We start from the raw sequence: 12115 nt of genomic DNA, 5'->3' as shown, positions 1-12115 counted from the left end.
TCATCCAGCGCAGAAGGACGCCGCGCGCCCGGTCTGCTGTCCGGCCCCCTGCCAACCCTTCGGAAGCCTCGACACCCCGGCCCTCCGGTCGGCGATGGCAGGGACGCCGCGAGGCGCCTTGCGCAGGGGCCCGACCTCAGGACAATGAGGGCTCCGCATCGCTACCGAAGGTCCGCCGTGCCGCCATTGTCCCTCCGCCCCGCCACCGCCGCCGACGTTCCCGCCATCACCGCCATCTACGGCCCGAACGTCGCGGAGGGGGTCGCCTCCTTCGAATACGAGCCGCCGGACGCGGCGGAGATGGCGAGGCGGCAGGAGGCCATCCTCTCGGCCGGCTATCCCTATCTCGTCGCCGAGATCGACGGAGCGGTGGTGGGCTATGCCTATGCCAGCGCCTATCGGAGCCGCCCGGGCTATCGCTTCACCTGCGAGAACTCGGTCTATGTGGCGCCGACGGCCAAGGGCCGCGGCGTCGGCAAGGCACTGCTGACCCGGCTGATCGACGACTGCGCGGGCGGCGGCTACCGGCAGATGATCGCGGTCATCGGCAACCTCGGCAACCACGGTTCGATCGCGCTGCACCGCGCCTGCGGCTTCACCGTGGTGGGCGTACTGCCGTCCATCGGCTGGAAGCATGGCCGCTGGATCGACAGCGTGCTGATGCAGCGGCCCCTCGGCGCGGGCGACACGCTCGCGGCGGACCCGGGCTGAGCCGCATGTCTGCCTTCGAGCGACTGCCATTGCGCCAGAAGCTTGTCGCCGGTGGCATCGCCGTGCTGCCGATGCTCGGCTGGGGCCTGTTTCTGCTGCTGGCCGTACCGGCGGCAGCGGGTCCCGAGCACTGTTCGCGCGACAGCCGCTGGCGCGCCGAACGGCAGGGCGAGCGCATCGTCTGTGGCGGCTGGCCGATTGCCTACCAGATCGGCCACGTCGCGGCCCTGTTCACCGGCATGGGCGCCGGCGCCCTCTATGTCAGGCTGCGCACGCGGCGGGCGGACGAGGCCGGGCGTGGAGCCGACCGGGACACCTGACCCGGCCGGGAGCAACCCCCTGCCGACCGCATCCGTCGGTGCTCTGGGCACGGCAGCCGAGGCCGGCAATCTCCGCCTCCGCGGATCAAATATTTTCCATGTTTTCGGTCGCCGCCTGGCCTCTTGCCAAGTGGTGAAAAGGATGCCTGGAATATTTTTCTTGCCTCCGTCGTGAAATGCCCCTATAAGACGACATCGATGTTTGCTCGGCTGAACTTTGTTTATTGCCGCTTCGGCGCGCTCCTGACGAACTTCCCCCTTTCGAAAATCGTTCTACCCCGACGCGCAGCCGCGCGGAGGTCTACTATTGCCAAAAGGGAGGGTTCTTCATGACCACCGGCACAGTGAAATGGTTCAACGCCACCAAGGGTTTCGGCTTCATTCAGCCGGATGACGGCGGCGCCGACGTTTTCGTCCACATCTCTGCCGTCGAGCGCGCCGGAATGCGCGACATCGTCGAGGGCCAGAAGCTCGGTTACGAAGTCATGCGCGACAACAAGTCGGGCAAGATGGCGGCCGAACAGCTCCAGGCTGCTTGATTGCACTTCGCCTTATGTCCGGTCACCACGGATGTACTGGGACCAGCGACAAGGCGAATTGATAGGGAAGGCCGGGCTCACGCCTGGCCTTTTTTGTTTCCCGCGGCCGCAGCGGCCGTCCAGACCCGACCGGAGTATCGCCCCATGAATGATCCGTCCCCGTCGCACCAGAAGGCCAACGCCGCTTTCCTCAAGGTGCAGAAGCAGTCGATCACCCGTGACCGCGTGTTCTCGGACATTGCGGATTCGAACAGCGCCCGCACCGAGAACATGAACAAGCTGCGCGAGCTGCGCCTCGCCCGCGAGCGCAAGGATGCGATCGACCGCGCCGCAGCCGCCGCGCTGCCGAAGGTCCGCGTCCGCCGGACCAAAGCCGCCTGACACCCCGTCGGCGAGGCCGGGTCAGGCCAGCGCCGCGGTCCCCAGCGCCAGCGAGACGGCGGCGCTGAGCGCGAGGCGGAGCCGTCCGTACCATTCCGGCGCGACGGTCCGGCAGGCGAGGCCGTAATCCATCAGGCCAAGCAGGACGAAGGCGAGAGCCATCGCCCACAGGCCGGGCGTCGCCGGCAGCAGCGTGGCCCCCCAGCCGATGATCGCCGGCACGACGGCGATGACGTAGTCGCGGGTCGCCAGGCGCGCGTCGCCATAGCCCATGGCGATGCCCCAGCGGACGCCGCCGAGGAACGACAGGATGGCAACCGCGTAGGCCATCAGGGCCGCGCGGATCGCGGCCTCGCCGCCGACCAGCGGCAGCGACGCGCCGGCGAGGAGCGCCACGGCCAGGACGACGAAGGGCACGAGACCGCCCACCCCGAGCCAGAGGGTGACCGCCGGCATCGGCGCATTCCCGTCTTCCGTTTCATTCGCCGCCATCGATCCCGCCTGCGCTTGCCCGTCGCGCCCGTCTTGGCGCACGGGGATCCTTACGCTCGCCGACGCCTTTCGGGTCAGGCAGACGGGGCGTGACCGCGCGAGGGCGAGACGTTACCACTGGTCGCGTCGCCGACCTTCGATCTTCCGAGCCCGCCATGCGCCTCCTCATCGCCAACCCGAACACCAGCGCCGCCGTCACGGACCGCCTGATGGCTGCAGCCGCCGCGGTGAAGGCGCCGCAGACCCAACTGATCGGCCGGACCGCGCCACGCGGCGTGCCCTATATCGCCACCCGCGCCGACGCGGTGATCGGCTCGGCCGTGGCGCTGGAGATGCTGGCGGAAGCCGACGAGGGGATCGATGCCGCTGTCGTCGCCGCCTTCGGCGATCCGGGCCTCGGTGGCGCGCGCGAGCTCTTCGACTTTCCGGTGGTGGGCATGGCGGAGGCGGCCATGCTGACCGCCTGCATGCTCGGCCGCTCCTTCGCCATCGTCACCTTCTCCGGCGGGCTCGTGCCCTGGTATCACGAGTGCCTCGACTGGAACGGGCTGCGCGGCCGCTGCGCCGGCATCTTCGCGCTGCAGGGCGCCTTCACCTCGCTCGCCGACGTGCAGGAGGAGAAGGAGGCCGCCCTCGTCGACCTCGCCAACCGGGTGGTGGCGGAGCACGAGGCGGACGTCGTGATCCTCGCCGGCGCGCCGCTCTCGGGCCTCGCCCAGACGGTCCGCGACCGTGTGCCGGTGCCCCTCGTCGACGGCATCCAGGCGGCCGTGAAGCAGGCCGAGGCGCTGGCGGCGCTCCGGCCGGCCAAGGCGACGGTCGGCACCTTCCGGCGGCCTGCCGCGAAGACCTGCACCGGCATTTCCGAGCCCCTGCGCCGCCGGTTCGAGCATCGCGACGCCTGACACTTGCCGCCTGAGGCGCGTGGTCGCAGGCGGCGCCTGTCCTCCGGTACCGGCGCTAGGCGCCGCATTTCAGCCACGATCGGAAGGCTTTTCGCCGCCGATCCGGGCCCCTCTGATGGCGTACGCCATGATGTCGGATCGTCTCGCAACCTCGAGATTCGGGTCCGATCATGGAACTCATCACCACCTTTCTGTTCTCCGTCTGGCTGACCAAGCCCGTCTGGATGTGGCTCGCCTTCCTCGGCATCGTCGTCGTGCTGCTGGTCCTCGACCTCGGCGTGCTCCATCGCGGGCACCGGGAGATCGAGACGCGCGAGAGCCTTCTCCTCTCCGCCTTCTACATCTCGCTCGGCGTCGCCTTCGGCGCCTGGGTCTGGTGGGCCCTCGGCGCGGAAGCGGGCATGAACTATCTCACCGGCTTCGCGGTGGAGAAGGCGCTGGCGATGGACAACGTCTTCGTCATCGCCATGATTTTCGCCTTCTTCGCCGTGCCGCGGAAATACCAGCACCGCGTGCTGTTCTGGGGCATCATCGGCGTCATCGTGCTGCGCGCGATCATGATCGGCGTCGGCGCCGCCGTGGTCAGCCAGTTCTCCTGGGTGCTGTCGGTCTTCGCCGTCTTCCTCGTCGCCACCGGCGTGAAGATGCTCGTCTTCAAGGAAGGCGAGACCGACATCTCGACCAACCCGGTGCTCGCCTTCATGCGCCGGCGGTTCAACGTCACCGACGGCCACCATGGCGAGAAATTCTTCGTCCGGCTGCCCGACCCGAAGGCGCCCGAGAGCGGCCGGACCGTCTGGTTCATGACGCCGCTGTTCATGGCGCTGGTGCTGATCGAGATCGCCGACGTGATCTTCGCGGTCGACTCGGTGCCGGCCATCTTCGCCATCACCACCGATCCCTTCATCGTCTACACGTCGAACATCTTCGCCATTCTCGGCCTGCGCGCCCTCTATTTCGCCCTGGCCGCGATGGTCCACCGCTTCCACTACCTGAAGACGGCGCTGGCGCTGGTGCTGATCTTCATCGGTGCCAAGGTCTTCGCCGCCGATCTCCTCGGCATCGACAAGGTGCCGCCGGCAGTCTCGCTGGGCGTCACCTTCGGCCTCCTGGCCGGCGGCGTGCTCTACAGCCTGTGGAAGACCCGCGGCCGGACGTCCCACGCGGGACAGGGGACTGCATAAGGTAGCGCATGGACGTTCTTCTCTCCCCCGTCATCCTGTTCTTCGTGCTCGGCGCGCTGGCGGCAGCCGCCCGCTCCGACCTCGCCATCCCCGAGCCCATCGCCAAGGGGATGGCGCTCTACCTGATGGCCGCCATCGGCCTGAAGGGCGGCGTGCAGGTGGCGGAGGGCGGCTTCTCGCCGACCATGGCGGCGGCGGCCGTGGCGGGCCTGGCGCTGAGCTGCCTCATCCCGCTCGCGGCCTTCGCGCTGCTGCGCGGCATCGGGCGGCTCGGGCGCATCGACGCCGCGGCGGTCGCGGCCCACTACGGCTCGGTGAGCGTCGTCACCTTCGTGGCGGGCAGCGAGATGCTGAAGGCGGCCGGCATGGCGCCGGCGGGCTTCATGGTGGCGGTGCTGGCGCTGATGGAGACGCCCGCCATCATCGCCGGCCTCCTCCTCGCCAAGGGCAGCGGCTCCTCCGACGCCCACGAGCGCGGCGAACTGCTGCGCGAGACGCTGCTCAACGGGACGGTCGTCCTGCTGCTCGGCAGCTTCGCCATCGGCCTCATCGTCGGCAAGGAGGGCTTTGCGCCCATCGCGCCCGTCTTCGACGGCGGCTTCCGCGGCATCCTCTGCCTCTTCCTTCTCGACATGGGCCTGATCGCCATCCGCCGGCTCCGGGAGACACGGTCGCTGACCCTCCGCCTCGCCGGCCTCGGCGTCCTGATGCCGGTGATGAACGGCACGGTCGGCACGGTGGTCGGCCACCTGATCGGGCTCGACGCAGGCTCGGCCGCGGCCCTCGGCATCCTCGCGGCCAGCGCCTCCTACATCGCCGTGCCGGCGGCGATGCGCCTCGCCCTGCCGCAGGCCGATGCCGGCCTGTCGCTCGCCATGTCGCTGGCGGTGACCTTCCCCTTCAACATCGCGCTCGGCATTCCCGCCGTGTCGCTGCTCGCACGGTGGTTGGCGTCATGAACAGCACGGCCCGACGCAAGAAGGTGGAGATCCTCGCCGACCAGCCGCTGGTGCGGCGCATCGTCGAGGTGGTGAAGCGCTGCGGCGTCACCGGCTACACGGTGCTGCCGGTGGCGGCGGGCGGCGGGCGGCTCAACGCCTGGTCGGACGACCAGATCGCCGGCGCCTCCGCCAAGGCGCTGGTCTTCACCATCACCACCGAAACCCATGCGCGGGAGCTGGTGGAGGCGCTGACGCCCTTGCTCGACAGCCACGGCCTGCTGGTCTGGGTGAGCGACGTCGAGGTCATCCGTCCCGAGCGGTTCTGAGGCCGATCACCTCCGCGTGTGCGAGGGATCCCCGCGCCGCCCGCCGGCGTAGCGGATGCCATGACACAGGCGCTCTCCTTGGCCATCGGCCTGCGGTTCCGGACCCTCGCCCGTGCGGCTTTGCTGCTGGCGGCGGCGGGGCTGCTCACGCCCTCCTCTCCGGCGCTGGCGCAGGACGCGGGCCGCGCGTGGGAGGTTCTCGCCGCGGGCGGCGTCGTGCTGTTCCGCCATGCCAATGCGCCGGGCGGCGGTGACCCGCCGGGGATGCGGATCGGCGACTGCGGCAGCCAGCGCAACCTCGACGCCGCGGGACGCGACCAGGCGCGGCGGATCGGCGCAGCCTTCGCCGGCCGCGGCATCGCGGTCGGGGCGGTGCTGACCTCCCAGTGGTGCCGCACCCGCGAGACCGCCGCGCTGGCCTTTCCCGGACGGGGGGAGGATGCGCCGGCCTTCAATTCGTTCTTCGGCGACCGCGCCACGGGGCCGGCCCAGACCGAGGCGGCGCGTGCCGTTCTCGGCCGCTGGAGCGGACCTGGCGCGCTCGTCGTCGTCACCCATCAGGTCAACATCACCGCGCTGACCGGCATTTTCCCCGCCTCGGGCGAGGGCATCGTGCTGGAGCGGGACGGCAGCGGCTGGCGCGTCGCCGGCCGGATCAGGCCCTGAGCCGGCGGGCGCGGCGCGCCTGCCAGCGGCCGAAGGTGCGCGAGAGGAACGGGCGCACCGGCAGGAACAGGCGGTAGGCGCCTTCGAGAACCGCCGTGACGCCCGGCAGGCGTGCGACCCTTGCGAGCCAGCGCCAGCCGGGAACATGGGCCCAGAGCGCCACGAAGGCGGCGGCGCCGGAGCGCAGCGTGCCGTCGGCCTCGCGCACATGGAACCGCGCCATGGCCTCGCCCGCCGTGAGGCCGGAAGCGGGCGGGGCGTCAGTCTGCGAGACGTCGACGAAGCAGAGGCGTTGCTCGCCGTCCTGGCGGCGGTAGAGGTCGATCTCGGCCCGGCAGAGCGGGCAGGACCCGTCGAAGAAGACGGTCGGCTTGTCGGCGGGAGGGGTCATCGGGCGGTCCTCCGCAAGCGGCGGCTTCGAGAGCCGTCGTCAGTGATACGCCGTCGGGGCGCCGGCGGTTTCGTCAACGGCCGCCGCGTCACGACGCTGCACCGGGCTGCGGCCCATGCCCGCCGGTGGTCCGCCGCCCGGCGTGCGACGTAACCGGCAGGACCTGCGACGGAACGAGGGGCGCATCCGGCCGTTGCCCTTGCCGGGCCCCTTCGGACCAGCCCGTCGCGCCCGCACCCGAGGAGACACCGCCCGATGACCGCCCGCCTCGCCACCGCCTATGGAGTCACCTTCCTCGCCTTCGTCCTCATCGACGTGCCCTATCTGATGACCCTGGGCGTGCCGATGTTCCGGGCCGTTCTCGGCGACGTTCTGCTGCAGGAGGCGCGGATCGCCCCGGCGGTCCTCTTCTACCTGCTGTTTCCCGCAGGGATCGTCTTCTTCGCCAGTCGGCCCGCCCTTGCCGACGGCTCGCTGGCGACGGCGGCGATCAACGGCGCGGCCTTCGGCTTCTTCGCCTACATGACCTACGAACTGACCAATCACGCCACCATGCGGCTGTGGAGCTGGAACCTCGTGGTCGTCGACACGCTGTGGGGGACTTTCCTGACCGCCGCGTCGGCCGTCATCGGCGTCGCGGTCGCCCGCCGCATCAGCGTCCGCCCGGGGGCGTGAGGGCGGCGGCCGGCCACCAGAGGCGCCGCGACATCCAGGCCATGACGGTGAGGAGCCCGGCGACACTGAAGGCATTGATGCGGCGGAGCGAGGTTGCCTCCTCCGCCGTCACCGTGACCAGCCCCTCGGCGCCGGCGAGCCGCACGGCCACCATGAGGGCGCCGGTGGCGACGAGGGTGGCGACGATGGCGACGGAACGGTCGCGGCCGGTGAAGAGCAGCAGGGCGAGGACGAGGCACGGCAGGTAGAAGAGCTCCACGCCCGAGACCGGCCCCATCGCCACGGTGCACAGCGCGGTATTGGCCATGCCGGCGACGAGCAACAGGGCGCCCCCCCGCGCCTCGCCCGACCGCGCAACCCGCGGCACGGCGGCGAAGAGCGGCGCCGAACCCCAGGTCAGCAGCGCCGGCCAGGCGCGGCCGCCGAGCAGAAAATAGAGGTAGAGGGGATAGAACGGCTGGTTCGAGACGACGATGAAGGCGACGGAGGCGGCGAGGGCGCTGCGCGGCGTCGCGCCGTCGAAATAGGCCCAGAGGGCGGCGGCTGTCCGTTTCGCTCGAGCGATCATCGTCATCCTTCCGGCGCCGGGCGCCACGGTCCCTCTTTCCATACAGCCGAAACCGCCGATCGGATCGCAGGGCGGCGCGTGGATGCCCCTGCCGCCGGGACGTCGCGCGGAAATAAGCATGGGCCGCACCCTCGCGTTTCCGGCGCGAGACACCATCTGTTGTCATGTGCGCACCGGCAGCCTTGTCCCCAGCGGGACGGATGCGGGCGGCGCGCGCGGCAGGCAGCGGTTCGCGGGGCATCCCCGCACGCTTCCGCGCCGGCCGGCTCGGTGTCGATGCACCGATGGAGGAGAGCCTCCAGGACGCATCGCCCCCGAGACCGGAGATCGCCGTGCCCCTCGCCTTCCCCAATGCCGCCCGCAGCTACGACGCCTCGCGCCGGTCCGTCCGGTTCTGGGGCCACGAGTCGCAGTTCGAGTTCACCTTCGAGGTGGATGCCGACGCCCTGCAGCGGCTGAGCCCCCACAGCGCCGACGACGAGAGCTCGCTCCTCAGGGCCTTCGACGCCAACCGCAGCCGCATCCAGACGGCGGCGGGCCTCGCCCACGCGCGCGGCCGGCAGAGCATCTACCGCCTCTCCGTCACGTCATTCGACCGTTCGTAAAGGAGGCCGCAATGGCCAGAAGCGACTCGCGCGGCAACCGCGAAGCCAAGAAACCGAAGAAGCCGAAGGCGGCGGAGGCGCCCGCCGCCACCACCAGCTTCGCTGCCGTCCAGAAGAAGATCCTGGACGCCGCCGCGGCCCGGAAGAAATAGCGCCGGCCCGGCCGCAGGGCCGGCCGGCTTTGACGATCGCGCCGGCCCGTGCCCGCGCCACACTCCCTGCACCGACGGGGAGCGGGCGCCGGATGCGGGGCGGTCATTTGCGGGGCGCGCGCCCCTCCGACACGACGGGAGCACGTTCCGATGGCCTATCGCAAACCGAACCTCGAGGGACGCGCCAAAGCGCATCCGGGCCTCGACGGCGCCGAGCGGCGCCAGCGCGAGGCCTTCGCGGCCGAGGAGAAGCTGCGGACCGCACGCATGGCCAACATGGCCCGACTGCGCACGCTTCGCCTCGAGAAGGAGGCCGCCGAAGCCGCCGAGGCCGCCCGCATCGCGCTGGAATCGCCCCCGCCCGTGAAGAAGGTGCGCAAGAAGCCGGTCCGGGCCGTTACCAAGGCCGTGCCGGTCGCCGCTTCCGAAAAGGCCGTGGCCTCGTGATCGCGGCCGAGAGCCGGGCGCCGGGCCGGGCGGGCGCACCATGCTGATCCGCTACGGCTACGACATCACCGTCACCTGCACGGCGCCGACGCCGATGGTGTGCCTGCTCAACGCCCATGCCGACCGGATGCAGGACATCCGCAAGGCGGAGGAGCTGGTGACCACGCCCTTCGTCCCCAGCCGCACCTATGTCGATCTCTACGGCAATCTCTGCCGGCGCTTCACGGCGCCGGTGGGGGATCTCGCCCTGTGGGCCGACGGCACTATCGAGGACAGCGGCCGTCACGACGAGGCCTTTCCGGACGCCCGCGAGGTACCGGTGGCGGACCTTCCGGACGACTGCCTCATCTACCTCCTCGGCAGCCGCTACTGCGAGACCGACCGGCTCAGCCAGATGGCCTGGGACCGCTTCGGCCAGATCCCGCCGGGCTGGGGCCGGGTGCAGGCGATCTGCGACTTCGTGCACGGCCACATCCGGTTCGGCTATCTCGACGCCCGCTCCACCCGCACCGCGGCGGAAGCCTATGACGAGCGGATCGGCGTGTGCCGCGACTATGCGCACCTCGCGGTGGCGCTCTGCCGCTGCCTGAACATCCCGGCCCGCTACGTGAACGGCTATCTCGGCGACATCGGCGTGCCCATCGTCGACCCGATGGATTTCAGCGCCTGGATCGAGGGCTATCTCGACGGCGGCTGGATGACCTTCGACCCGCGCAACAACAAGCCGCGCATCGGCCGGATCGTGGTGGCGCGCGGCCGCGACGCGGCCGACGTCCCGCTCATCAATTCCTTCGGGCCGCACGTGCTGAAGTCGTTCCGCGTCTGGGCCTACGACGTGACCCATGTCGATGCGGACGGCAAGCCGACCGGGCCGGCGACATAGCGCTGGGGCGATCAGTCGCCGCGACGCTCCGCGCACGCCGCAGATTTCCGCCGGTGCTGCGCCGCCGGGTCGGGACGCGAGCAGTCTGGACGATGTTCGCGCCCCAGGGTCCAGCCACGCGGGTCCGCGGTTGACCGACGCAAGACTCCGACCTCGGATCTCGAAAGGGGATGCACGTGTTGACGAGCCTGTTCAGAACGGCCGCGACCACGATGATCTTGCTGGTCCCGGGTGCGGGCTGGGCCCAATCCGCGCCCCCCATGTCGATCCAGGAACAGGGGAGCTTTGCCGCCGGTGGCACCGTCACGACAGTGCCGGGAACCTTCGATCCCCGCAGGCCACTCAGCGCCGCCGGCCAGACGTTCCACGGTGACCACCTTTACGCCTTCTACCAGATACCCACGAACCGGCGGCGATACCCGATCGTCATGTGGCATGGCGCGGGCCAGTTCTCGAAGACGTGGGAAACGACACCCGATGGCCGCGAGGGCTTCCAGACCATCTTCCTCCGCCGCCGGTACGCCACGTATCTGATCGATCAGCCGCGGCGCGGCAATGCTGGCCGCTCTGCCGTACAGACCATGATCACGCCCACAGCTGACGAGCAATTTCTGTTTGGCGCTTTCAGGGTCGGGATTTGGCCAGACTATTTCGCCGGCGTGCAATTCGATCGCGGCCCGGACACCCTCAACCAGTATTTTCGCGCCATGACGCCCAATACCGGGCCGTTTGACGGCACTCTGTTCTCTGATGCCGCAGCTGCGCTTCTACGAAGGATCGGGCCATCCATTCTGATGACCCACTCTCAAAGCGGGGAACTGGGATGGCTGACCGTCATCAAGTCCGATCAGGTGCGGGCCGTGGTCGCCTTCGAACCGAGCGGCGGCTTCATCTTCCCCGAGGGTGCCGTCCCGCCACCTGTCGCGACGAGCCTGGATACCGTCACGGGTGTGCCAGCGCCCCTCTCGGACTTCATGGCGCTCACGCGGGTGCCGATCTACATCGTCTTCGGTGACAACATTCCGGTCGCGCCCACTGACGTTCCGACGCAGGATGCTTGGCGAGGGCGTCTGGAGATGGCGCGCCTGTGGCGCGACGCGATCAACCGGCATGGGGGCAAGGCCACCCTCGTTCACCTGCCCGAGGCCGGTATCCGGGGCAACACGCATTTCCCTTTCTCGGACCTGAACAACATCCGGATCGCCGATCTGGTCTCGCAGTTTCTCGCCGAGACAGGCCTGGATTGACGACTGGCCTGGATGCGGCAGCGCACTCGGGACCATCCGGAGCGATCCAGTAGAACGGCCCTCGGCAATCTGGCGGCCCGAAACCGGCCGGTCCTCGTGCCGCGCGCAGGACTCGTCGCTGCCCCTTTGGACGGCGGTAATGCAGCGGGCCGGTCACTGTGGCGGCGTCAAACGCCGAGCGGACTTCCAGCGTGCTCTGGCGATCGCTTCGGGGCCGGCAGAGGTCACCGCCGCAGCCGCTGCGCAGTGCGGGCGACCACGCCCCGATGGTGACGGACGTCTGCTGGCGGTCCTGCGAACCTCCGCGTTGGGACCAGTGACGGGTCCTGTCCTGGGCCGGTGCTGTTTTCAGCACGGACGTCAAAGGCTTGCGCAGGTTGGATGGCGGACAGGGCGGGATTCGAACCCGCGATACGGTTCCCCGTATACACACTTTCCAGGCGTGCGCCTTCAACCACTCGGCCACCTGTCCACGGAAGGCGCTGCATAAAGGCCCCGCCGGGGAATTGCAAGGCAGTGAGCCGGTTTATCTCCCCCCGCCCGCCGGGCGGGGCTCAGCGGCGCAGATACCACTCCGTGAAATAGCGGTTGTCGTCGCGGGGTGCGGCCGGTGCGACCGCCCGCGGCGCAGCGCTGCGCGTGGCAACGCGGGTGCCGGCGGTGCGGGGCGCTGCCTCTGCCG

18 protein-coding genes and 1 tRNA gene are annotated in these 12115 nt (G+C 70.0%); 15 read left to right on the top strand and 4 right to left on the bottom strand.

The genetic code is table 11. The features are described 5' to 3' along the window. The first annotated feature begins 177 nt into the window (after positions 1–177). The 4 genes from ACT6XY_RS11045 to ACT6XY_RS11030 all read left to right on the top strand — a co-directional run bounded on the left by ACT6XY_RS11045 (position 178) and on the right by ACT6XY_RS11030 (position 1951). Entirely contained in the window at positions 178–711 is a 534-nt protein-coding gene (locus tag ACT6XY_RS11045) for a GNAT family N-acetyltransferase (RefSeq protein ID WP_444748392.1), read from the top strand. A 5-nt stretch (positions 712–716) separates the two neighbouring features. Next, a complete protein-coding gene (locus ACT6XY_RS11040) occupies positions 717–1031 on the top strand; it encodes a hypothetical protein (RefSeq protein WP_444748391.1) in 315 nt (104 codons plus the stop codon). A 329-nt stretch (positions 1032–1360) separates the two neighbouring features. After that, positions 1361–1570, top strand: coding sequence for a cold-shock protein (locus ACT6XY_RS11035; protein WP_296575429.1), 210 nt, complete (start codon positions 1361–1363; stop codon positions 1568–1570). Positions 1571–1714: 144 nt separating this feature from the next. After that, on the top strand, positions 1715–1951 hold the full coding sequence (locus tag ACT6XY_RS11030) for a hypothetical protein (RefSeq protein ID WP_444748390.1): 237 nt from the start codon (positions 1715–1717) through the stop codon (positions 1949–1951). Positions 1952–1972: 21 nt separating this feature from the next. Here the strand turns inward: ACT6XY_RS11030 and ACT6XY_RS11025 are convergent, their stop codons facing one another. Then, entirely contained in the window at positions 1973–2407 is a 435-nt protein-coding gene (locus tag ACT6XY_RS11025) for a DUF3429 domain-containing protein (protein ID WP_444748389.1), read from the bottom strand. A gap of 191 nt (positions 2408–2598) precedes the next feature. On the opposite strand from ACT6XY_RS11025, the gene ACT6XY_RS11020 reads away from it, so the two are divergent. The 5 genes from ACT6XY_RS11020 to ACT6XY_RS11000 all read left to right on the top strand — a co-directional run bounded on the left by ACT6XY_RS11020 (position 2599) and on the right by ACT6XY_RS11000 (position 6465). Continuing rightward, positions 2599–3348, top strand: coding sequence for an aspartate/glutamate racemase family protein (locus ACT6XY_RS11020; protein WP_444748388.1), 750 nt, complete (start codon positions 2599–2601; stop codon positions 3346–3348). Positions 3349–3518: 170 nt separating this feature from the next. After that, on the top strand, positions 3519–4532 hold the full coding sequence (locus ACT6XY_RS11015) for a TerC family protein (RefSeq protein WP_444748387.1): 1014 nt from the start codon (positions 3519–3521) through the stop codon (positions 4530–4532). Between the two features lie 8 nt (positions 4533–4540). Then, positions 4541–5491, top strand: a complete 951-nt coding sequence (locus ACT6XY_RS11010) for a sodium-dependent bicarbonate transport family permease (RefSeq protein WP_444748386.1) — start codon at positions 4541–4543, stop codon at positions 5489–5491. After that, entirely contained in the window at positions 5488–5799 is a 312-nt protein-coding gene (locus ACT6XY_RS11005) for a DUF190 domain-containing protein (RefSeq protein ID WP_444748385.1), read from the top strand. The genes ACT6XY_RS11010 and ACT6XY_RS11005 overlap by 4 nt, the downstream gene beginning before the upstream one ends. A 60-nt stretch (positions 5800–5859) precedes the next feature. Further along, complete coding sequence (locus ACT6XY_RS11000; RefSeq protein WP_444748384.1) at positions 5860–6465, top strand: histidine phosphatase family protein; 606 nt, start codon at positions 5860–5862, stop codon at positions 6463–6465. Here the strand turns inward: ACT6XY_RS11000 and ACT6XY_RS10995 are convergent. Next, positions 6455–6856 carry a thiol-disulfide oxidoreductase DCC family protein gene (locus ACT6XY_RS10995; protein ID WP_444748383.1) on the bottom strand — a complete coding sequence of 134 codons (402 nt, stop codon included), beginning with the start codon at positions 6854–6856 and terminating at the stop codon, positions 6455–6457. The genes ACT6XY_RS11000 and ACT6XY_RS10995 overlap by 11 nt on opposite strands. 255 nt (positions 6857–7111) lie before the next feature. Here ACT6XY_RS10995 and ACT6XY_RS10990 point away from each other — a divergent pair, with 255 nt between their 5' ends. Next, positions 7112–7531 (top strand): DUF2177 family protein, encoded by a 420-nt coding sequence (locus tag ACT6XY_RS10990; protein WP_444748382.1) that lies wholly within the window; start codon positions 7112–7114, stop codon positions 7529–7531. On the opposite strand, the gene ACT6XY_RS10985 is transcribed toward ACT6XY_RS10990, so the two are convergent. Continuing rightward, complete coding sequence (locus ACT6XY_RS10985; protein WP_444748381.1) at positions 7509–8099, bottom strand: hypothetical protein; 591 nt, start codon at positions 8097–8099, stop codon at positions 7509–7511. The genes ACT6XY_RS10990 and ACT6XY_RS10985 overlap by 23 nt on opposite strands. Positions 8100–8431: 332 nt before the next feature. On the opposite strand from ACT6XY_RS10985, the gene ACT6XY_RS10980 reads away from it, so the two are divergent. From ACT6XY_RS10980 to ACT6XY_RS10960, 5 genes are all read left to right on the top strand, one after another. Continuing rightward, a complete protein-coding gene (locus ACT6XY_RS10980; protein WP_444748380.1) occupies positions 8432–8704 on the top strand; it encodes a DUF1488 domain-containing protein in 273 nt (90 codons plus the stop codon). Between the two features lie 11 nt (positions 8705–8715). Continuing rightward, the gene (locus ACT6XY_RS10975) at positions 8716–8856 is read left to right on the top strand and encodes a hypothetical protein (RefSeq protein ID WP_444748379.1); all 141 of its coding nucleotides are present in this window, start codon (positions 8716–8718) and stop codon (positions 8854–8856) included. Positions 8857–9006: 150 nt separating this feature from the next. Further along, on the top strand, positions 9007–9303 hold the full coding sequence (locus ACT6XY_RS10970) for a hypothetical protein (protein ID WP_444748378.1): 297 nt from the start codon (positions 9007–9009) through the stop codon (positions 9301–9303). Between the two features lie 40 nt (positions 9304–9343). Then, on the top strand, positions 9344–10186 hold the full coding sequence (locus tag ACT6XY_RS10965) for a transglutaminase-like domain-containing protein (RefSeq protein WP_444748377.1): 843 nt from the start codon (positions 9344–9346) through the stop codon (positions 10184–10186). A gap of 170 nt (positions 10187–10356) precedes the next feature. Next, on the top strand, positions 10357–11433 hold the full coding sequence (locus ACT6XY_RS10960; RefSeq protein ID WP_444748376.1) for an alpha/beta hydrolase: 1077 nt from the start codon (positions 10357–10359) through the stop codon (positions 11431–11433). A gap of 382 nt (positions 11434–11815) precedes the next feature. On the opposite strand, the gene ACT6XY_RS10955 is transcribed toward ACT6XY_RS10960, so the two are convergent. Next, positions 11816–11905: transfer RNA gene (locus ACT6XY_RS10955), tRNA-Ser, on the bottom strand. Between the last annotated feature and the right edge of the window lie 210 nt (positions 11906–12115).

The organism is Phreatobacter sp. (assembly GCF_052440005.1).
GTDB lineage: Bacteria > Pseudomonadota > Alphaproteobacteria > Rhizobiales > Phreatobacteraceae > Phreatobacter.
The sequence above is the reverse complement of the archived record's forward strand: the minus strand, read 5'-3'. Positions and strand labels throughout refer to the sequence as shown.

Excerpts from the sequence above, each read along its gene's own strand:
- ACT6XY_RS11040 (WP_444748391.1), top strand. The coding sequence starts at position 717 with ATGTCTGCCTTCGAGCGACTGCCATTGCGCCAGAAGCTTGTCGCCGGT.
- ACT6XY_RS11035 (WP_296575429.1), top strand. The coding sequence starts at position 1,361 with ATGACCACCGGCACAGTGAAATGGTTCAACGCCACCAAGGGTTTCGGC.
- ACT6XY_RS11030 (WP_444748390.1), top strand. The coding sequence starts at position 1,715 with ATGAATGATCCGTCCCCGTCGCACCAGAAGGCCAACGCCGCTTTCCTC.
- ACT6XY_RS11025 (WP_444748389.1), bottom strand. The coding sequence starts at position 2,407 with ATGCCGGCGGTCACCCTCTGGCTCGGGGTGGGCGGTCTCGTGCCCTTC.
- ACT6XY_RS11020 (WP_444748388.1), top strand. The coding sequence starts at position 2,599 with ATGCGCCTCCTCATCGCCAACCCGAACACCAGCGCCGCCGTCACGGAC.
- ACT6XY_RS11015 (WP_444748387.1), top strand. The coding sequence starts at position 3,519 with ATGGAACTCATCACCACCTTTCTGTTCTCCGTCTGGCTGACCAAGCCC.
- ACT6XY_RS11010 (WP_444748386.1), top strand. The coding sequence starts at position 4,541 with ATGGACGTTCTTCTCTCCCCCGTCATCCTGTTCTTCGTGCTCGGCGCG.
- ACT6XY_RS11005 (WP_444748385.1), top strand. The coding sequence starts at position 5,488 with ATGAACAGCACGGCCCGACGCAAGAAGGTGGAGATCCTCGCCGACCAG.
- ACT6XY_RS11000 (WP_444748384.1), top strand. The coding sequence starts at position 5,860 with ATGACACAGGCGCTCTCCTTGGCCATCGGCCTGCGGTTCCGGACCCTC.
- ACT6XY_RS10995 (WP_444748383.1), bottom strand. The coding sequence starts at position 6,856 with ATGACCCCTCCCGCCGACAAGCCGACCGTCTTCTTCGACGGGTCCTGC.
- ACT6XY_RS10990 (WP_444748382.1), top strand. The coding sequence starts at position 7,112 with ATGACCGCCCGCCTCGCCACCGCCTATGGAGTCACCTTCCTCGCCTTC.
- ACT6XY_RS10985 (WP_444748381.1), bottom strand. The coding sequence starts at position 8,099 with ATGATCGCTCGAGCGAAACGGACAGCCGCCGCCCTCTGGGCCTATTTC.
- ACT6XY_RS10975 (WP_444748379.1), top strand. The coding sequence starts at position 8,716 with ATGGCCAGAAGCGACTCGCGCGGCAACCGCGAAGCCAAGAAACCGAAG.
- ACT6XY_RS10970 (WP_444748378.1), top strand. The coding sequence starts at position 9,007 with ATGGCCTATCGCAAACCGAACCTCGAGGGACGCGCCAAAGCGCATCCG.
- ACT6XY_RS10965 (WP_444748377.1), top strand. The coding sequence starts at position 9,344 with ATGCTGATCCGCTACGGCTACGACATCACCGTCACCTGCACGGCGCCG.
- ACT6XY_RS10960 (WP_444748376.1), top strand. The coding sequence starts at position 10,357 with ATGCACGTGTTGACGAGCCTGTTCAGAACGGCCGCGACCACGATGATC.